This window comes from Actinomadura sp. 1N219, from assembly GCF_044326405.1.
Classification (GTDB): Bacteria; Actinomycetota; Actinomycetes; order Streptosporangiales; family Streptosporangiaceae; genus Spirillospora.
Genome location: NZ_JBIRAY010000001.1, coordinates 381550 through 400765 on the forward strand (window position 1 = coordinate 381550; position 19216 = coordinate 400765).

The window sequence follows — 19216 nt, forward strand, 5'->3', positions numbered from 1 at the left end:
GTGAATTCCTGCCCGCCACTCTTACAGGAGGCACGATGCTCGGCACCGAAATCCCTTCGAAGTCAGAACTCGTCGGCCGGGCGGCAAAGCTGGCCCCCGTTCTCGCCTCCCATTCGGCGTGGCATGAGGAGAACCGGCGGCTGCACCACGAGACGGTCAACGCGATGGCCGAGGCCGGCGTCTTCAAAATGAGGGTGCCGCGCCGTTACGGCGGGTACGAGAGTGACGCTCGCACGGTGCTGGACGTCATCAGCGAGATCGGCATGGGCGACGGCTCGGCCGCGTGGAACACCGCCGTCTACGCGATGAGCACCTGGCTGGCATGCCTGTTCCCCGACGAGGCGCAGGACGAGGTGTTCGTCACCCCCGACGTCCGCGTGTGCGGGGTGCTGAGCCCCAGCGCCACGGCGGAGCCCCGGGACGGCGGCTTCACGGTGAACGGCCGGTGGCGGTTCATCAGCGGCGCCCTGCACGCCCACTGGCAGGTGATCATCGCGATGGGACCCGCCCCGGACGGAACCCAGTGGCCGGTCATGGCCCTCGTCCCGATGCCGGACCTGGAGATCGTCGACGACTGGCACACGTCCGGACTCAGGGGAACGGGCAGCGTGACCACGGTCGCGACGGACCTCTTCGTCCCCGGGCACCGCGTCTACCCCATGCCGCTGGTGCTGCAGGAGCAGTTCGCCTCCAAGGCGAACGCGGACGCCGCGGTCTACCGCGCGCCGATGATGGCGACCGGCTGCGGGACCTTCACCGGGGCCGCCATCGGCCTCGCGAAGGCCGGCCTGGCGGGCTTCCTCGAACGGCTTCCGGAGCGGAAGATCACCTACACCGACTACGCCCGCCAGGCCGAGGCGCCGCTGACCCATCTCCAGGTCGCGGAGGCCAGCCTGAAGATCGACGAGGCGGGGTTCCACGCCGACCGGCTGGCCGCGAAGCTGGACGCGAAGTCCGCCGAGGGCGAGCCCTGGTCGCTGGAGGAGCGGGTCGGCGCCCGCGCGGCCCTGGGCCGGGTGTTCAGCCTCACGAAGGAGGCGGTGGACGTCCTGAGCACCGCCAGCGGCGGCTCCTCGATCTACAACACCGAACCGGTCCAGCGCATCCTGCGCGATCTCCAGGCGCTCAACCAGCACGCCCTCATGCATCCCGACACCAATTTCGAGCTGTACGGCCGGATCCTGTGCGGCCAGCCGCCCAACACGATGTACCTCTGACCCGGATGTGCGAGAGGAACGCGCGATGATGGGTGAGCGCGGCAGGGACGTCGCCCTGGTCCTGGGAGGGAGCATGGCCGGCCTGCTGGCGGCGAAGACCCTCTCCGAGACGTTCTCGGAAGTGCTGGTGGTGGACCGCGACGAGCTGAGCGGCGTGCGCGGTCCCCGCCGCGGCGTCCCGCACGGCCGCCACGCGCACGGGCTGCTGGCCCGCGGCCAGCAGATCCTGCAGAACGAGTTCCCCGGGCTCACCGAGGAGCTCATCGAGGCGGGGGTGGAGACCGGGGACTTCAACGGCGACATCCGGTGGATCCTCAACGGGCAGCGGCTGCGGCCGGCCCACGCCGGGCTGGCCTGCGTGCCCGCCACGAGGCCGGTCCTGGAGTACCACATCCGCAAGAGGGTGGAGGCTCTGCCGAACGTGAGCTTCCGCGAGCGGCGCGACATCGTCGGGCTGGTGGCGTCGTCCGACGGGCGGCGGGTCACCGGGGCGCGGGTTCACGGCGACTCGGCGGAGACGCTGAGCGCGGACCTGGTGATCGACGCCACCGGCCGGGCGTCCAGGACTCCCGTCTGGCTCGAGGAACTCGGCTACGAGCGTCCTCCCGAGGAGAAGGTGAAGATCGGCCTCGCCTACACGACGCGCCATTTCCAGCTGAAGTCCGATCCCTTCGGAGGTGACCTCGCGATCATTCCGGTGGCGACGCCGTCCCACCCGCGCGGGGCGTTCTTCTACAAGCTCCCGGGCGGCGGCGGCCGGATCGAGCTGTCGCTCACCGGCATCCTCGGGGACTACCCGCCGACGGATCCGGACGGGTTCCTGGAGTTCACCCGGACGCTCCCGGTGCCGGACATCTACCAGGCGGTGTGCGACGCCGAACCGCTCGACGAAGCGGTGAGCTTCCGCTTCCCGGCGAGCGTGCGCCGCCGCTACGAGAGGATGGCCCGCTTCCCGGAGGGGCTGCTCGTGATGGGCGACGCGGCGTCCAGCTTCAACCCGGTCTACGGTCAGGGAATGACCACGGCCGCGCTGGAGATGCTCACGCTCCGGCGGCACTTGGAGCAGGACGGCCTGCCCCGGCCGCGGCGGTTCTTCAACGACATCGCGCGGGACATCAACGCGCCCTGGGACTTCTCGTCCGGCGCCGATCTCGGGTACCCCGAGGTCGAGGGGCGCCGTACACCGAAGATCCGGATGGCCAACGCCTACATCGCGCGGCTGCACGCCGCCGCGGTGCACGATTCCGCGCTCACCACCGCGTTCATCCGCGCGGCGGGTCTCATCGACACGCCGCAGGCGCTCATGCGGCCCAGCGTGATGCTCCGCGTGGCGCGCAACATGTGGCGTCCGGCCGGCGCCGCGCCCAGCAGCGCATCGCGCGAGGCCGTCACGAAGTAGGCGAACGAAAAGGTGGGCGCTGAGGAGATTCTCCTCAGCGCCCACCTTTGTGATGCCGGCCGCGTCACCCGCCACGGACACCGACGAACAGGCCGCGGTCGGCGAACGCGGCCTCGTCCGTGAGGTGCGCGGCGGCGCAGCCCGCCCGCTCCAGCGCCCCGAGGTACTGCGCGGGGCTGAACAGCGTCAGCGGCTGCACGTGGGTGAAGTGCCTGATGCCGGACGCGTCCGCGACGAGGTAGTGGGCCTCATGGCGGACGGAGACACCGGTTCTCCGGGAGTGCGACAGCCGTGCCACCGTGCGGTCCTCGCCGCGCACGACGTCGTGCGCCACGTAACCGTCGAGGAACGTGTCGGGAGACCATCCGGGATCGATGACCAGGACGCCGCCGGGAACCAGGTGGCCCGCCATGGTCGCGACGGCGGCCCGCAGGTCGTGTTCCGTCGGCATGTAGGCGATCGAGCTGGTCAGGCAGCAGACCGCGGCGAAGGAACGGCTGACCCGAAAGTCGCGCATGTCCCCCTGGACGATCGACGCCTCCGGCACCCTGCTCCTCGCCAGCGTGCACATGTGAGCCGACAGTTCCACCCCGCCGACCTCGGGAAAGTGGCTCGCCAGCCGGTGCAGGTGCCGGCCGGTCCCGCAGGCGACGTCCAGGATCGATCGAGCGCCGGGCTTCCGTTCGCCGACGATCCTGGCCACCGTCTCGGACTGCGACGCGAAGTCCTGCCCGCGGCCCTCGTAGAACTCGTCGTAGACCTCGCTGACGTCCCGGCCGTAGACCGCGGTGGCCTGGCTCTGCTCCGTCATCTGGCTCGTCCGGCGAGATCCGGCGAACGCCGGTGGATCGCGGCGCGGAGCTCCGCCGTCACCTGGTCGACGTCCTCCTCGCTGAGCGACTGGTGGAGGGGCAGGCACAGCGTTTCGGCCACCGCGCGTTCCGCCTTCGGCAGGCGGGCCCGAGACCCGTACGCGGCGACCTGATGCAGCGCCGCGTAGCGGAACGTGGTGTAGACGCCCCGCTCGTACAGGTCGTGGGCGACGCCGTCCCGGATCGCGGGATCCATCTGCACCCAGTAGAGGTAGTGGGAGCTGGAGTGCCCCGCCGGTAGCGGCGGCGGAAGCCGCAGCCCGTCGACGTCGGCCAACGCCCGGTCGTAGCGGGCGGTGATCGCGCCGCGGCGGGAGACGAACTCGGCGAGCCGGTCCAGCTGCACCAGGCCGATCGCCGACAGGATGTCATTCATGATCGAACGCCGGGAGAAGGAGGAGACCTGGAACTCCCACCACCGGGTGTCGTACTGCTTGGCCTGGGAGAAGCCGCTGAACTGCTCCAGCCCGAAGTAGGCGAGCTTGCGCGCCCGCGCGACCAGGTCCGGGTCGCGGGCGGTCAGCATCCCGCCGTCCCCGGCGACCACGATCTTCATGGCGTCGAAGCTCCACACCCCGACGTCGCCGAACACGCCGCACGCGCGGCCGTCCACCGTGGAGGCGACCGCGCAGGCGGCGTCCTCGATCAGGAAGATCCCGCGTTCGCGGCAGAACTCCGCGATCTCCGCCACCGCGCCGGGATGGCCGCCGTAGTGCAGCAGGATCATGGCCTTGGTACGCGGCGTGACGACGGCGGTGACGTCGTCCAGGGTCGGGTTCAGGGTCCGGGGATCGACGTCGCAGAAGACCGGCGTCGCCCCGAGCGAGGCGACGGCGTTGCCGGCCCCGACGAAGCTCACCGTCGGCAGGACGACCTCGTCGCCGGGCCCCGCGCCCGACAGCGCCGCCGCGATGAACAGCCCCTCCGTGCAGGAGTTGACCGACATCACCCGCTCGGCCGCGACCCCGAGATGGCCGGCGAACGCCGCCTCGAACTCGGCCGTCCGCGACCCCTTCCCCACCCAGTTGCTGTCGAAGACCTCCGCGACCGCGGCGAGCTCCCGCTCACGCAGTTCCGGCTGGAACACGTTGATCATCACGCGGATCCCTGGCCGGAGGACGCGGCCGGCTGGTACTCGTCGCCGATCAGCAGCATGCCGACGGACTCGGCGACCGCGACGAACGTCGCCGCCTGGTCGGGGAACCTGTCGCCGAACCGGTCGGGGCGCCAGGGCGCCAGGTCGGCCAGGTCGCTCCGGCCGTGCGCGATGGTGTCGGCCAGCGCCTTGCCGAGTCCGGGCGCGTGTGTGACGCCGAGCTCGTTGTCGCCGCCCATCACGTACAGGCCGTCGACCTGCGGCATCGGGCCGACGAGCGCCTTGTCATCCGGGGTGTAGCAGGGCGCGCCGTGCTTGACGGAGATGCTCGCCTTGCCCGACAGCGCGGGCAGGAAGGCGGCCGCCTCGGCCACCCGGAGGTTCTCCAGGACGCCGTCGGTCGGCAGCTCGTCGAGCCGGTCCGGCACGGGGGCGCCGACCAGGATGTTCCGCGGGTACGTCATGTACATGCCGCCCCACAGCAGCCCGCCGTCGTGCCACCGCACCCACAGGACCGTCCCGCCGCCGGGTTCGTCCGGCTTCAGCCCCTGCAGCATCATCACCGGCAGCGTCTCGGGAAGCCCGAGCGGTTCGGTGGTGATGCGCGACGTCACCTGCGGAACCGTCGGCAGGAACAGGCCCAGCGGCTGGAGCAGCTCGTTGTTCCAGGCGCCCGCGGCCGTCACCACGACGGGCGCGTCCACGGGCCCGCTCGGCGTCGCCACCCCGGTGACCCGGCCGCCGCTCACCCGGATCTCGGTCACCGGCCGCCGCGTGTCGACGATCCCCCCGAGCTTGGTGATGCGGTCCTCCAGCGCCTTCGCGACCTTGATGGTGGTCACCTGGGCGCCGCAGGGCATGAGCTGCGCGCCGTGCACCCCGGCAGCGGAGACGACGCCGCCGGTGAGCTCCGGCAGGCGGCGCGGCTCGACGGGGACGCTGTCCGGATCGGCCGCGAGCCACATGAGCTCCTGGGTCTGGTCCCACGCGGCCTCGCTGGCGGCGATCCACAGCACGCCGTTGCGGCGGTAGTCGATGTCGTAGCCCGATTCGTGCAGGCCGCGGTAGAAGTCCAGGGCGTAGCGCTCGAGCGGCAGGGCCTCGGACTCCGCGCCGTGCAGCGGCGAGATGGTGGTCCACGGCGCGAGGAAGCCGCCCCCCGCGCCGCTGGTGCCCTGGAAGAGACCGTCCCGTTCCAGTAGCCGTACGTCACGTACTCCCGCCTCGAGCAGATGCAGAGCCAGGCACGCGCCCATCACCCCGCCGCCCACCACGACGACGTCGGATCGATCCACCATGTTCGCCTCCTCCTGTTACGAATGCTGATGCCGTCGCGGCCCACCAGGGGATCAGCCGAGCCCCGGACGAAGAGTGAAGAACCGCGTCTGCCACAGGGTCATGAGCTCGGTCTTGATCTGATCGGTGAGGGCCACGCCGCGCCGGCTCGCGAGCCCGGCGAGCGTGGTCGTCCCGTCGGCGTTCTCCAGCAGGGCGAAGAGGTCCGCCGACACCTCGGCGCGCGGCCCGGTGGAGTAGTCCAGGTAGATCTCCCGGATCACCTGGGGAAGGCCGGCCGGGTCCGGCCTGGTGCTCTTGACCAGCCTGGTGACCGGCCGGAGCCCGACGACGAACCCGTCGACGTCCGCCGAGCCCGCGGGCCGCCGGCGGATCAGGAAGTCCTCCACCACCAGGGCGTCGAGGTCGGTGGTGAGGAAGCAGGTCAGGATGTCCTCGACCGTCTGCACGATGGGCTCGGCGTTGTTGTTGAACGAGGTGTTCAGCAGCACCGGGGTTCCCGTGAGCTCCCCGAACCTGCGGACCAGCCGGTGGAACCTCTCGTTGGTGACCGGATCGACGATCTGGATGCGGGCCGTGCCGTCGACATGGGTGACGGCGCCGAGTTCGGCTCTGCGCTCCGCGCGGACGTCGACCACGAAGGACATGAAGTCGTAGTTCGCCCTGGTGCCCGGCAGGTCGAAGTACGTCTCGGCGGCCTCGGGAGTGACCACCGGAGCGAAGGGACGGTATCCCTCCCGCTTCTTCACCATCGCATTGATCTTGTGGCGGTTCTCCGCCGGACGGGCGTCGGCGACGATGCTGCGGTTCCCGAGCGCCCGGGGCCCGTACTCCGAGGGCCCGTATCCCCAGCCCAGCACCAGGCCCTCGGCGAGCAGCCCGGCCGTCGTCTCGACGACGTCCGGGCATTCCTCGAACTCGATCAGGCTGCTCCAGGACTTGAGCGTCTCCTCGATCCCGGACTTCTCCCCGAGGTCGGGCCCGACGCTGGCGCTGCGCAGCCGCGGCCGCTCGGCGTGGTCGGCCCCGAGTTCGCGTGCCGCGGCCAAGGCGGCGCCTTCGGCGCAGCCGCCGTCGTGCGAGGCGGGATGCACGAACACCTCGTCGAACAGCCCGGACCGGAGGATCACGCCGTTGAGGCTGCTGTTCTGGGCGACGCCGCCGGTGAAGCACAGGTTCGGCAGGCCGGTGGCGCGGGCCCAGTGCGTGAGCACGTGCAGGACGACCGTCTCCAGCGTGCGCTGGAGACCGGCCGCGAAGTCCATGTGCTGCTGGGTGAACTTCTCTCCCTTGCGGCGGGGAAGGAAGCCGCTCTCGAAGAACGTCGGGGCCACCAGGCTGGCCTCGGGGGCGGCGGGGTTGAGCTCGTAGTCCCCGTCCTCCCGCAGGAGATAGAGGCTCTCGAAGAGTTCGGAGTAGGTGTTCGGGTCGCCGTAGGGAGCCAGACCCATGACCTTGTACTCGTCACCGAACCGGTACCCGACCAGCTGGATCGCGTTCTCGTACAGCGTTCCGAGCGATTTCGGAATGGAGTACGTCGCCAGGGGTTCCAGGCGGCCGCGTTCTCCCCGGAACACGGTTCCCGATCGGTCCTCGCCGCGGGCGTCCATTACGACGACGAGCGCCTCCGCCATTCCGGATTGGAGGAAGCACGAGGTGGCGTGGGATTCGTGGTGCGCGGTGTACAGGAGGCCGGAGTCGGCGGGCGCCCAGCCGAACTCTCCGCGGAGCCGGTCCTGGATGAGTTCGCGGGAGTAGCGAGCCGGCACCAGCGGATTTTCCGCGTACCACATATTCAGCGCGTGATCGGTGAATCCCTGCTCGAAGTAATAGCCGACGGCGTCCAGCTCGGAAATCGGTACGCGGGCTTTGTCGAGACAGGCCCTGATGGCGTTGACCGGAAATTTCGTCGTCTTCTTGATCCTGTTGAGGCGCTCCTCCTCGACCGCCGCGACCGTGACCCCGTCCTGGACGAGGCAGGCCGCCGCGTCATGGAAGTAGTAGTCCGGCATGCCGGGCACCAGATCCGCGTCCGCGGTCCCGAAGTTTCCCGTCAGGCCAAGCACCAGCATGTGATCACCAACCGTCTGTTCGCGACTCCCGGACATGAGCTGAATCCACACTTCCAGCGTTCGGCTACCTGGCGCATCTTCTAAATTGCGCTCTTGTCCGCCGCCCGCGCATTCTGCGAGAAGTGGCCTTTTTGTAAGGAGTGCTACGGTGGTGACACCGACCTCGGGAATGGCAAATCTGTGCCCATAATTCCGATGAGGAGATACCCATGAAGGCACTGGTGCTGGCGGGGGGTTCCGGCACCCGGCTGCGGCCGGTGAGCCATTCATTGCCCAAACAGCTCATCCCCGTCGCCAACATTCCGATCCTCGAACACGTGCTCAGGAACATCCGGGATCTGGGCGTGACCGAGATCGCCGTGGTCGTCGGCGACAGCGCCGCGGAGATCAACCGCGAGATCGGGGACGGCTCGCGCCTCGGCGCGCGCATCACCTACCTCCACCAGGCCGAACCCCTGGGCCTGGCGCACTGCGTGCGGCTCGCCGGCGGCTTCCTCGGCGACGACGACTTCGTGATGTACCTCGGCGACAACTTCCTTCCCGACGGGATCGTCGCCGAAGCGCGGCGGTTCACGGCCGAGCGTCCGGCGGCGCAGGTCGTGACGCACCGGGTGGACGACCCCCGCCGGTTCGGGGTCGTCGAACTCGACCACGACGGCTCAATCCTGCGGCTGACGGAGAAGCCCGCGCACCCGCGCAGCGACTTCGCGCTCATCGGGGTCTACTTCTTCACCGCCGCGATCCACAGGGCGGTCGCGGCGATCGCGCCCAGCGCCCGCGGCGAACTCGAGATCACCGACGCCGTCCAGTGGCTGGTCACCGAGGGGGCGCACGTCACGGCCATGGAGTACACCGGCTACTGGAAGGACATCGGACGGGCCGAGGACGTCCTCGCGGGGAACCTCTGGCTGCTCAGGAAGCTGCGTCCGAACATCGCCGGCGAGGTCGACGCGGCGAGCGTCGTCAGCGGCCCGGTCGTCGTCGACCCCGGCGCCCGCGTCGTGCGGTCCCGCATCGAGGGGCCGGTGATCATAGGCTCCGGCACGCTGATCGAGGACAGCCGCATCGGCCCCGGCACCTCGATCGGGCGGGACTGCACGCTGCGCGCCACCCGCCTCGCCGACTCGGTCGTCCTCGACGGCGCGTCCATCTCCGACGTCCCGGGACTGTCCGGCTCGCTCATCGGGCGGCGGGCCACGGTGACCCGCAACGTCCGCAGCAACAGCTCGCACGGCCTCGTGGTCGGCGACCACTGCCGGATCGAGGTTCCCGTGTCGAGCTCATGGACGGAGGCGGCACGGCTGCACTCGCTCGTCCCCCGCACGCGGCGACCGGGATCCGTGCTCGACGACGGGGTCATCATGAGCCGCCACAGCGGCGGAAGGAAGGTCGGAAATGAGTGACGATCGGAGGACCGCGGTTCTGGACGCGGTCTGGGACTACCACCAGGAGAAGCGGACGGAAGCGAGGTTCGTGCCGGGGGTCACCGAGATCTGGCCCTCGGGCGCGGTGCTGGAAGCCGTCGACCGGGTCGCGCTGGTCGAGGCCGCCCTGGACATGAGCATCGCGGCCGGGAAGCACGCCCAGATGTTCGAGTCCGCCCTCGCGCGGAAGCTCGGCCGGCGCAAGGCGCATCTGACCAACTCGGGTTCGTCCGCCAACCTTCTCGCCGTCTCCGCGCTGACCTCGCCCCTGCTGGAGGACCAGCGGCTCCGGCCGGGGGACGAGGTGATCACGGTCGCGGCCGGGTTCCCGACCACGGTGAACCCCCTCCTGCAGAACGGCCTCGTCCCGGTCTTCGTGGACGTGGAGCTGCGCGGCTACAACACCACGGCGGAGCGGGTCGCGGCCGCGATCGGGCCGAGGACGCGGGCGATCTTCCTGGCGCACACGCTGGGCAACCCGTTCGAGGTCAGCGAGATGTCCCGGCTGGCCTTCGAGAACGACCTGTTCCTGATCGAGGACAACTGCGACGCGCTCGGGTCGTTTTACGACGGGGAACTGACCGGCACCTTCGGCGAGCTGTCCACGGTGAGCTTCTATCCGGCGCACCACCTCACCATGGGTGAGGGCGGCTGCGTCCTGACGTCCAACCTGGTGCTGGCCCGGATCGTCGAGTCGCTCCGTGACTGGGGGCGCGACTGCTGGTGCGCGCCGGGGGAGAGCAACACCTGCCGGAAACGCTTCGGCTACCAGATGGGCACGCTTCCGGCCGGCTACGACCACAAGTACATCTACTCGCACGTCGGTTACAACCTCAAGACCACCGACCTCCAGGCCGCCTTGGGCATGAGCCAGATGTCCAAGCTCGACGACTTCGGAGCGGCCCGCCGGCGCAACTGGCGCCGGCTGCGCGAAGGGCTGGACGGCCTGCCGCATCTGCTCATGCCCGAGGCGACCCCGCGCAGCGACCCGAGCTGGTTCGGTTTCGCGATCACGGTCGATCCGAAGGCGCCGTTCGGACGCGGGGAGCTCGTCGACTTCCTTGAGGCCCGGAGGATCGGGACGCGGCAGCTGTTCGCGGGGAACCTGACCCGGCAGCCCGCGTACGCGGACAGGTCCTACCGGGTCGTGGGGGAGCTTTCCAACAGCGACGTCATCACCGAGCAGTCGTTCTGGGTCGGGGTCTATCCGGGACTGACCGACGAGATGATCGACTACGTCGTGGCCTCGATCAAGGAGTTCGCGGCGTCGTGGAGCCCCTCGGCGGCGCCGGTCGGGCCGGTCGCGCCGGTCGCGCCGGTCGCGAGCGTGGCGGGAGACGACGGCCGTGTTCGGTGACCAGCTCGCCCGGGTCTGGGACCTCATCTACCAGACCGGCCGCGGCAAGGACTACCACGCGGAGGCCGAACTGGTGGCCGAGACCGTCCGCGCGCGCAACCCCGGCGCCCGTTCGCTGCTCGACGTGGGCTGCGGAACCGGCGAGCACATGGTCGCGTTCGGCGAACTCTTCGATCATGCCGAGGGCGTCGACCTCTCCGAGCCGATGATCTCGATCGCCCGGGACAAGGCGCCGCACACGACGTTCCACGTCGGTGACATGTGCACGTTCGACCTTGGCAGATCATTCGACGCGGTGGTGTCGCTCTACACCGCCGTCGGGTACCTCCCGTCCCTGGACGCGCTTTCGGCGGCGCTGCGGCGCATGGCCGCCCATCTGACGCCGGACGGAGTGCTGGTCGTCGAACCGTGGTGGTTCGCCGAGAAGTTCCTCGATGGCCATGTCGCGGGGGACGTCGTCCAGGAGGACGGACGCACGGTGGCGAGGGTCTCGCGCACCGAACGGCGGGACGACCGGGCTCACATGGAAATCCACTACACGGTCGCCGACGGGAACGGCATCCAGTCTTTCACCGAGTCGCATTCCTTCGGCATATGGACGCGGCAGCAGTATCTGCAGGCGTTCGCCGACGCAGGCTGCCAGGTGGAATATGTCGAGGACGTCCTGTACTGCGGCATGTTCGTCGGGTGCCGGGCATGATCTCGGAGGCGCGGAAGCAGCCCGCGAACGAGGGCCAGTGGGCCCTCGGCCACCGGGAGCCGCTCAACAAGAACGAGGAGAACAAGAAGGACGACGACGGGCTGAACGTCCGCCGCCGCATCATCGACGTCTACGCCAAGGCGGGCTTCGACTCGATCGACCCGGCCGACCTGCGCGGCCGGTTCCGCTGGTACGGGCTCTACACCCAGCGCAAGCCGGGGATCGACGGCGGCAGGACCGGCACGCTGGAGGACGAGGAACTCGAAGACCGCTACTTCATGATGCGGGTCCGGATCGACGGCGGCCGGCTCGACGCCGCGCAGCTGCGCGTGCTCTCCGACATCGCGACCAGGTACGCCCGCGGCACCGCCGACGTGACCGACCGGCAGAACATCCAGTACCACTGGATCGCCATCGAGGACGTCCCGGCGATCTGGGCGGCGCTCGAAGCGGTCGGCCTGTCCACCATGGAGGCCTGCGGGGACACCCCGCGCGTCATCATCGGCTGCCCGCTGGCCGGGATCGCCGCCGACGAGGTCATCGACGCGTCCGTGCAGATCCGCGACGTCTGCGACCGCTACATCGGGCGGCCCGAGTTCTCCAACCTGCCGCGCAAGTTCAAGACGGCGATGAGCGGCTGCGCCGCGCACTGCACCGTCCACGAGATCAACGACGTGGCGTTCGTCGGCGTGGTGAACGAGGCCGGGGCGGCCGGTTACCAGGCGCTCGTCGGCGGCGGGCTGTCCACCAACCCGATGTTCGCCAAGAGCCTCGGCGTCTTCGTCGAGCCCGCGCGGGCCCACGAGGTCTGGAAGGGCATCATCTCGATCTTCCGGGACCACGGGTACCGGCGGCTGCGGCACCGCGCCCGGATCAAGTTCCTGATGAACGACTGGGGCCCGGCGAAGTTCCGCGAGGTGCTGGAGCGGGACTACCTCGGGTACACGCTGCCCGACGGCCCCGAGCCCGCCGCCCCGCTCCCTCGCCGCGACCACGTCGGGATCCACCCGCAGCGGGACGGCTCCTTCTACGTCGGGTTCGCGCCGCGCGTGGGCCGCCTCAACGGCGTCCTGCTGGGCGCCGTCGCCGAGCTCGCCGAGCGGTACGGCTCCGGCCGGGTCCGCACCACCGCCGAGCAGAAGATGGTCATCCTCGACGTGCCCGCGGAGAACACCGAGGCCCTCGCCGCCGCGCTCGCCGAGCACGACCTGCAGGTGCACCCGTCCACGTTCCGGCGGCAGACGATGGCCTGCACCGGCATCGAGTACTGCAAGCTGGCGATCGTCGAGACCAAGCAGCGTGCGATGGACCTGATCGGCGAGCTGGAGAAGCGGCTTCCCGGCTTCGACCAGCCGCTGACCGTCAACGTCAACGGCTGCCCGAACGCGTGCGCCCGCGTCCAGGTCGCCGACATCGGCTTGAAGGGCCAGCTCGTCGTGGACGAGAACGGTGACCAGGTCGAGGGCTTCCAGATCCATCTCGGCGGCCGGGTCGGCGTCTCGTTCGGCAAGAAGGTCCGCGGGCTGAAGACCACCTCGGCGGGCCTCACCGACTACATCGAGCGGGTCGTCCGCAAGTACGACGAGCAGCGCGCCGGCGGCGAGACGTTCGCCGCCTGGGTGCGGCGCGCCGACGACGCCGACCTGAAGTAGGAGAGCATCCAGTGACTCTGCTTGAGACCGACAGTCCGACGCCGGACCTCGAAGGCATCGTCGAGTCCGCCGCCGCCGCGTTCGAGGACGCCCCGCCCGCCGAGGTGATCCGCTGGGCCGCGGCGACGTTCGGCGACCGCATCTGCCTCACCTCGTCCATGTCGGACGCGGCGCTGATCCATCTGGTGTCGAAGGTGATTCCCGGTATCGACGTGCTGTTCGTCGACACCGGCTACCACTTCGCCGAGACGATCGGGACCCGCGACGCGGTCCAGGCCGTCTACCCGGTGAACGTGATCAACGTGGAGCCGTCCCGCACGGTCGCGGAGCAGGAGGCCGCGCTCGGCCCCCGCCTGTACGGGCGCAACCCCGACCTGTGCTGCCACCTGCGGAAGGTCGAGCCGCTCGGCCGCGCGCTGAAGGGCTACCTGGCCTGGTTCAGCGGCATCCGCCGGGACGAGACCGCCGGCCGCCGCGAGCGCCGTGTGGTCGAGTGGGACCGGCGCCGCGGCATGGTCAAGGTCAACCCGGTCCTGACCTGGACGCAGGCCGACCTGGACGACTACCTCAAGGACAACGGGGTGCTCGTCAACCCGCTGCACGACGACGGCTACCCCTCGATCGGCTGCGCGCCGTGCACCCGTCCGGTCGCGCCCGGCGAGGACCCGCGCGGCGGACGCTGGGCCGGAATGGGCAAGACAGAATGCGGTATCCACCAATGACGAACAACCGGACCGGTATGTGGAAGCGCGTTCTGGTGACCGGAGGAGCCGGCTTCATCGGCTCGCACTACGTCCGGACGCTCGTCACCGAAACCGCGGCCGAGGTGACCGTGCTGGACAAGCTCACCTACGCCGGAAACATGGACAACCTGGCCCCGATGAAGGGGGAGTACGAGTTCGTCCATGGAGACATCTGTGACGCCGAGCTCATGAAGCAGGTCGTTCCCGGGCACGACCTCGTGGTCAATTTCGCGGCGGAGTCACATGTCGATCGATCCATCGCCGACGGCAGCGAATTCGTGCGCGCCAACGTGCTCGGGGTGCAGACCCTGATGGACGCATGCCTGCACGCCGGGACGCCCCGCGTCGTTCATGTCTCCACCGATGAGGTCTATGGCAGCATCGAGTCCGGCTCATGGGTGGAGGGCACCCGGCTGGACCCGAACTCGCCTTATGCGGCGGCAAAGGCGGGCGGTGACCTGGTCGCTTTATCGTACTTCCGGACGCATGGGGTCCCGGTGAGCGTCACCCGTGGCAGCAACACCTACGGCCCGTACCAATACCCGGAGAAAATCATCCCGCTGTTCATCACCAATCTCCTGGACGGGAAGGAAGTGCCCCTCTACGGAGACGGCGGCAACATCCGGGACTGGATACACGTCGCTGACCATTGCCGTGGCATAGCGCTGGCCGCCGAACGCGGCGAGCCAGGCGAGACCTACCACGTCGCGGGAACGAAGGAGATGACGAACAAACAGCTCACCCAGCGGTTGCTGGAAGTGTTCGGCGCCGGTTGGGAGCGGGTGAAGCCGGTGGCGGACCGGAAGGCCCACGACCGTCGCTATTCCCTGTCCGACCAAAGGCTCCGCGCCTTGGGCTACACCCCCGCGATCGGCTTCGATGACGGCATCGCCGAGACGGTCCAGTGGTATGCGACTCACCGCGACTGGTGGGAGCCGCTTCGCCGGGCATGACCCAGGCCCCGGACGCGACTACAGATCACGCTCGCCGGCGCTCACAGCGGCAGTCCGGTTCCGTCCATGCAGGCTTCGTACTCCGGGAGCAGGCCCTTGGACAGGGCCTGCTCCAGCGTCGGGGCGGACGAGTCTCTGCCGGACTGGATCGGCTCGACATTCTTCGGCAAGGGCAGGCCGATCCCCGGATCCAGTGCGGCAACGGCCAAATCGTTCTTCGGGACGAAACCCTGGGACATCAGATACACGGTCACGGAGTCGTCTTGCAGGGCCACGAACGCGTGCCCGACGCCCACGGGAACGTACAGGGCAGAACCGTTCTCGGCGTCCAGCCGGACCGTGTCCCAGCGGCCGAACGTCGGCGATCCCACACGCAGATCGACGACAAAGTCCTGAATCTGCCCGGACGGACAGAAGACATACTTCGCCATGCCGGGCGGAGTGGCGGTGTAGTGGACTCCTCGGAGCACTCCGCGAGCAGAGCGGCTGTGACTCACCTGCCTGACGGGAAACGGAGGACCGCCCACACGCTGGACGAACTCCGCGTCCTGGTACGGAGAAGTGAAAGAGCCGCGATGATCCTTGAACACATTCGGCGTGAACGCCAGGGCACCTTCTACGGCCAGCTCTCGAACCAACACGCGGCATCACACCTCTCGATCGTCAAGGCCGCAGTGCCCTGATTGCTATTGGACAACGGGCCGGTAGACGAGCGACAGCACACCGTGCGGCAGAGGCTTGCTTTCGATGAGTTCCAGCGCCTTGTGTGACGCCTTTTCCATGAAGAGTCGCCGGCCCGTTCCGACCAGCACGGGTGAGACCACAAGACGGACCTCGTCGAGGAGGTCCTGGTCCAACAGGTACCGCACCAGGGTCGCGCTACCGCTGACGTGCAGGTCGCCGTCACGGTCCTTCTTGAGCTCGCGGAGGGTCTCCGGAACGTCCTGCTTGATCAGCGTGGTGTTGTTCCATTCGGCGTCGTCCAGGGTGGTCGAGACCACGAACTTGCGCATGTTGTTGTTCAGGTCCGCGAAGGGCACGTCACTCGACTGGTGCGGGAAGAAGGACGCGAACATCTCGTAGGTCGATCGGCCCAGCAGCATGCCCTGCGCGGTTTCCAGCTCGGCGGCGAGGAGATCCGCCATCTCCTGGCTGAAGTACGGGTGGTTCCACGAGTCGGGCGACTCCATGACACCGTCGAGCGACACGTACGTTGACGAGTAGATACGACCCACCGGATCTCCAGAGTTCGTCGAGTGCTGACCGCAGAGGCGCCGGTCAGTGTCGCATCCACCCCTCGCCGATCGCATCTTCCAGATTGCGGTAATGCCGCGACGCTCCGGAACCGCCACGGCGCCGCCGACCGCCGTACCCGGCCCCTCGATGTCCGGTGACCGGGTACGTCGGAATCGGGTCAACGACCTGCCTGGGCGAGCGGGATGGTGGCGCGCACCGGGGTGTTCTCGTAGGCGCTGATGGTCCATTCACCGTTCTTCTTGGCGAAAACCCAGAGCCCGCGGATCGCGTCGTCGACCGACACCTCGGACTCACCGGGCTTGTAGGCCCCGCCCTGCGAGAACATCACGATCGTGTCGTCGGTGAGGTACCTGATCTCGAGCGGAACGCCGAGCACCTGGGTGCCCTTCCACTTCCCGTCGAGCGCGTCCGCCATCCAGTCGCGAATCTCGCTCCGCCCTCTGAGGAAGACATCGCCGGGGAGCGCCACGAGCGCGTCCACGGCGTACAGCTCCGACAGGGCGGCGGCGTCGCCCTCCGCCCACGAGGAGGCCAGCTTCTTGACGATCGCGACAATGGCGCCCGCGTCCTCCTCCCGAATTGACACCTTGGTTTCGTAGGAGCCGACAACGGGATCAGTGACTGCGGACATGAACATTCCTTTCGACCAAGGGTTTCGGTGTTTCGATCGTGCCACCGCCCGCCCAGCCGCGCATATTCGAAATTGCGGCCCCTTAACGCCCCGCGACGACGTTCAACCGAGGATCCTCCCAACTCGAACCCGACAACGCGCCCGCAAGGACGGCCACGCCCAACGGACCCCCGGGAGGCAGCCATCGCGCCGTCGAGGCGATCGAGCGACACGGTCTCGTCGACGCCGAGCCGGTCGCGGGCCCGTCAAGGGTCTCGCGTCGGCCATCGCCTACTTCCGCGGCCCCGGCGCGGGCTACGTGACGGGACAGACCCTGTCGGTGAGCGGCGGAACGGTCATCATCTGAGCGGCCCAGACCACAACCCACACTGCCGTGCGTTCCTTGGTTCCGTTCCTTGATCCGGCCCGCGGACGTCACGCTCCTGTTCGATGACGGGAGCTTGTCCGACTATCGGCTCTGTCCGCGGTAGCGGAAGTTGGTCAGGGCGACGGTGTAGTCGTCGCGGTTTTCGCGGTAGGCGATGCAGTAGCTCGTCGGGTACCAGCCGGCCAGTCGCCACTCGCGCGGCTGCTTGAACGGCACGCAGATGTCGCCGGTCGTGCCGGCGCGCTGGCCGTCGAACCAGGCCTTGGTGATCATCGTTTCGTAGAACGTGATCTCGGCGTCGTACTGGCCGTAGATCCATGTGTGCGTGAACGGCCGGCCGTTGAACTCCGGGCCGGTCAGGTCGATCAGGTGGTTGCCCATCGCGGGCTCGACGGCATCGACATCGCTGAAGTCCGGTGGGCGGTAACGCTCGGGCACCGGCAGTTTCGCGCGCTTGTAGTCGTCGCAGTTGGTGAGCATCGGGCACGGGCCGGGGCGGATCTGGTTCCGTTCGGCGAGCGGCTGGATGTAGAAGTGAAAGTCGAAGTGCGGCACGTCGTAGACGCCGGTCGGCATGTGCCCTTTGGGATTCCAGTTCGTCAGCGACCATTTGAACGGCGTGTCAATGGCGCTGCGGAACCCGCGGGGCAGGTCGAGCACGCGTTCATGCCCGACGGCGCACTCGGTGTGCAGGTCGAGCGCGCCGTTGCCGTCCTTGTCGAAGCAGTGCTTGCCGTCGCTCACCGGGACGGGCAGGTTCCGCAACGTCGAGGCCGGGAACGTCACGCCCATCACCAGCGGACGGCTGCGTACACGCTGTGTGTACGTGCGCAGCGCGCCGTCACCGAGTGATTTCGAATGGCCGTACTCCGCGCACGGCCCGACATACGACAGCGAGGCGCGCAGGAGCTTCGGCACGGCGTGCGTCGGCACGCGGATCGTACGTTCGCGGTCTGGGTGGTCGCGGGCGACGAAGCAGACCGTCGTGCTGCGGTCACCGGCTTTTGCGGCTAGCGCAATTCCCGGCGCCAGCGATGCTCCGGCCAGGAAGACCGCGAGTATCGCGACGAGCAGTGGCCGCGCCGGACGGCGCAGGAGGCGAGACATCGATCCTCGTGCCGATGGGTTCTGGGCCCGTAGTGAGATCGTCCTGTCGTCGAGTGTCATCGGTGGAACCCCCCTGTCCACGCGTTTGACCGAAGGACCGTCACGCAGGCAACCGGATGCCCTCGCCGCTGCGCTGCAAGGCGGACACGATCTCGCCCCTCGAAAGGCCCTACGGCCACCACGAAGTCACGTCCAGCCCAGAGGAATTCGACGTCGGCCGTGCCGATGGTTCCGGCACCTCCAACCACGATGATGCGCACGAGACTGCCCTCCGATGGACGCTGTCGCCTCCTACGGCGCCGCTTCGGGGCCTGCCATGACCCCGCACGAAAAGTTGACGCCGCAACGCGAATCGCTCGCTCGGCGACACACCGATCGACGCTCACCCTTTGCCCACGTCATGGCAATGGACTACTGACAGCTGAGGCCTTCGCGCACTGCCAGCCAAGGAGGCCATCGCGCACCACGCCGCGACCTGGCCGGGCCCGATGCCCCAGATACCGGACACCGGCCATGCGCCACCCCGAGCCCTCCCACCCCAGGGGCGGCTGCAGCGACCCCGGGTTCCGCCCGAACCGGAACTGCTGTGGTTATCGAAGGAATTCATCGAAGAGGCCCGTCGCCTCTATCCCGTTCACCTTCGCCATAGCCGAGCTGGCTCCTTGCTTCGTGGTCATGATCACGATCTTTGTGGTCGCCGACCTTTTCACAGAGCTGGCGATACGGCTGATGGCAAGGTCCACGGCGCGTACGGTTCGAGGTGAAGAGTCCACTATGGAAGCGCCTTCCTCAGCCACCTGCCAGCAGAGTGGCAAGGCGTCGGCAGTCTCCGGACATAGGCTTTATTTTTTGTAGTGGTGCTTGATGAACCTTATGCTGACAAGGACGGTTGCCAGAAGTGCCGCGAAGGCTATTGGGCCGCAGACAGGGCCGAATTCTCCGGCCGTCATTAGGCGTGCCGCCATGGCGGTTGCGAGGGTGGCGGCGAAGGCTGTGAGCCAGTCGCGGGCGATTCGGTATGCGGTACGTGGATGAGTCATCTGATCGGCCATGTGACGACCCCTGCGTGTTCA

Annotated in this window: 16 protein-coding genes; 8 read left to right on the forward strand and 8 right to left on the reverse strand. The window is 68.6% G+C overall.

The genetic code is table 11. The features are described from left to right. Positions 1–35 precede the first annotated feature (35 nt). On the forward strand, positions 36–1217 hold the full coding sequence (locus tag ACH35V_RS01795) for an acyl-CoA dehydrogenase family protein (protein WP_395969715.1): 1182 nt from the start codon (positions 36–38) through the stop codon (positions 1215–1217). Positions 1218–1242: 25 nt separating this feature from the next. Further along, positions 1243–2616, forward strand: coding sequence for an NAD(P)/FAD-dependent oxidoreductase (locus ACH35V_RS01800; RefSeq protein ID WP_395969716.1), 1374 nt, complete (start codon positions 1243–1245; stop codon positions 2614–2616). A gap of 64 nt (positions 2617–2680) precedes the next feature. On the opposite strand, the gene ACH35V_RS01805 is transcribed toward ACH35V_RS01800, so the two are convergent. Genes ACH35V_RS01805 through ACH35V_RS01820 form a run of 4 tightly spaced genes read right to left on the reverse strand, consistent with a single transcriptional unit; the run spans position 2681 to position 7952 of the window. Next, positions 2681–3427 carry a class I SAM-dependent methyltransferase gene (locus ACH35V_RS01805; protein ID WP_395969717.1) on the reverse strand — a complete coding sequence of 249 codons (747 nt, stop codon included), beginning with the start codon at positions 3425–3427 and terminating at the stop codon, positions 2681–2683. After that, positions 3424–4584 (reverse strand): DegT/DnrJ/EryC1/StrS family aminotransferase, encoded by a 1161-nt coding sequence (locus tag ACH35V_RS01810; protein WP_395969718.1) that lies wholly within the window; start codon positions 4582–4584, stop codon positions 3424–3426. Before ACH35V_RS01810 ends, ACH35V_RS01805 begins: the two co-directional genes overlap by 4 nt. Further along, positions 4584–5882, reverse strand: a complete 1299-nt coding sequence (locus ACH35V_RS01815) for an NAD(P)/FAD-dependent oxidoreductase (protein WP_395969719.1) — start codon at positions 5880–5882, stop codon at positions 4584–4586. The genes ACH35V_RS01810 and ACH35V_RS01815 overlap by 1 nt, the downstream gene beginning before the upstream one ends. 51 nt (positions 5883–5933) lie before the next feature. After that, positions 5934–7952, reverse strand: a complete 2019-nt coding sequence (locus ACH35V_RS01820) for a carbamoyltransferase (RefSeq protein ID WP_395969720.1) — start codon at positions 7950–7952, stop codon at positions 5934–5936. A 209-nt stretch (positions 7953–8161) separates the two neighbouring features. Between ACH35V_RS01820 and ACH35V_RS01825 the strand changes: the two genes are divergently transcribed. The 6 genes from ACH35V_RS01825 to rfbB are packed head-to-tail and all read left to right on the forward strand — an operon-like array spanning position 8162 to position 14781. Further along, a complete protein-coding gene (locus ACH35V_RS01825) occupies positions 8162–9355 on the forward strand; it encodes a glucose-1-phosphate thymidylyltransferase (RefSeq protein ID WP_395969721.1) in 1194 nt (397 codons plus the stop codon). After that, positions 9348–10733, forward strand: coding sequence for a lipopolysaccharide biosynthesis protein RfbH (gene rfbH / locus ACH35V_RS01830; protein WP_395969722.1), 1386 nt, complete (start codon positions 9348–9350; stop codon positions 10731–10733). The genes ACH35V_RS01825 and rfbH overlap by 8 nt, the downstream gene beginning before the upstream one ends. After that, positions 10723–11433 carry a methyltransferase domain-containing protein gene (locus ACH35V_RS01835; RefSeq protein WP_395969723.1) on the forward strand — a complete coding sequence of 237 codons (711 nt, stop codon included), beginning with the start codon at positions 10723–10725 and terminating at the stop codon, positions 11431–11433. Before rfbH ends, ACH35V_RS01835 begins: the two co-directional genes overlap by 11 nt. Further along, a complete protein-coding gene (locus tag ACH35V_RS01840) occupies positions 11430–13085 on the forward strand; it encodes a nitrite/sulfite reductase (protein WP_395969724.1) in 1656 nt (551 codons plus the stop codon). The genes ACH35V_RS01835 and ACH35V_RS01840 overlap by 4 nt, the downstream gene beginning before the upstream one ends. Positions 13086–13096: 11 nt before the next feature. Next, on the forward strand, positions 13097–13807 hold the full coding sequence (locus ACH35V_RS01845) for a phosphoadenylyl-sulfate reductase (RefSeq protein ID WP_395969725.1): 711 nt from the start codon (positions 13097–13099) through the stop codon (positions 13805–13807). Beyond that, on the forward strand, positions 13804–14781 hold the full coding sequence (gene rfbB, locus ACH35V_RS01850) for a dTDP-glucose 4,6-dehydratase (RefSeq protein WP_395969726.1): 978 nt from the start codon (positions 13804–13806) through the stop codon (positions 14779–14781). The genes ACH35V_RS01845 and rfbB overlap by 4 nt, the downstream gene beginning before the upstream one ends. Positions 14782–14822: 41 nt before the next feature. Here the strand turns inward: rfbB and ACH35V_RS01855 are convergent, their stop codons facing one another. The 4 genes from ACH35V_RS01855 to ACH35V_RS01870 all read right to left on the reverse strand — a co-directional run bounded on the left by ACH35V_RS01855 (position 14823) and on the right by ACH35V_RS01870 (position 18143). Then, positions 14823–15422 carry a dTDP-4-dehydrorhamnose 3,5-epimerase family protein gene (locus ACH35V_RS01855; RefSeq protein ID WP_395969727.1) on the reverse strand — a complete coding sequence of 200 codons (600 nt, stop codon included), beginning with the start codon at positions 15420–15422 and terminating at the stop codon, positions 14823–14825. Positions 15423–15467: 45 nt separating this feature from the next. Beyond that, a complete protein-coding gene (locus ACH35V_RS01860) occupies positions 15468–16016 on the reverse strand; it encodes a dihydrofolate reductase family protein (RefSeq protein WP_395969728.1) in 549 nt (182 codons plus the stop codon). Between the two features lie 179 nt (positions 16017–16195). Continuing rightward, positions 16196–16669, reverse strand: a complete 474-nt coding sequence (locus ACH35V_RS01865) for an SgcJ/EcaC family oxidoreductase (protein WP_395969729.1) — start codon at positions 16667–16669, stop codon at positions 16196–16198. A gap of 448 nt (positions 16670–17117) precedes the next feature. Next, positions 17118–18143 (reverse strand): hypothetical protein, encoded by a 1026-nt coding sequence (locus ACH35V_RS01870; protein ID WP_395969730.1) that lies wholly within the window; start codon positions 18141–18143, stop codon positions 17118–17120. Between the last annotated feature and the right edge of the window lie 1073 nt (positions 18144–19216).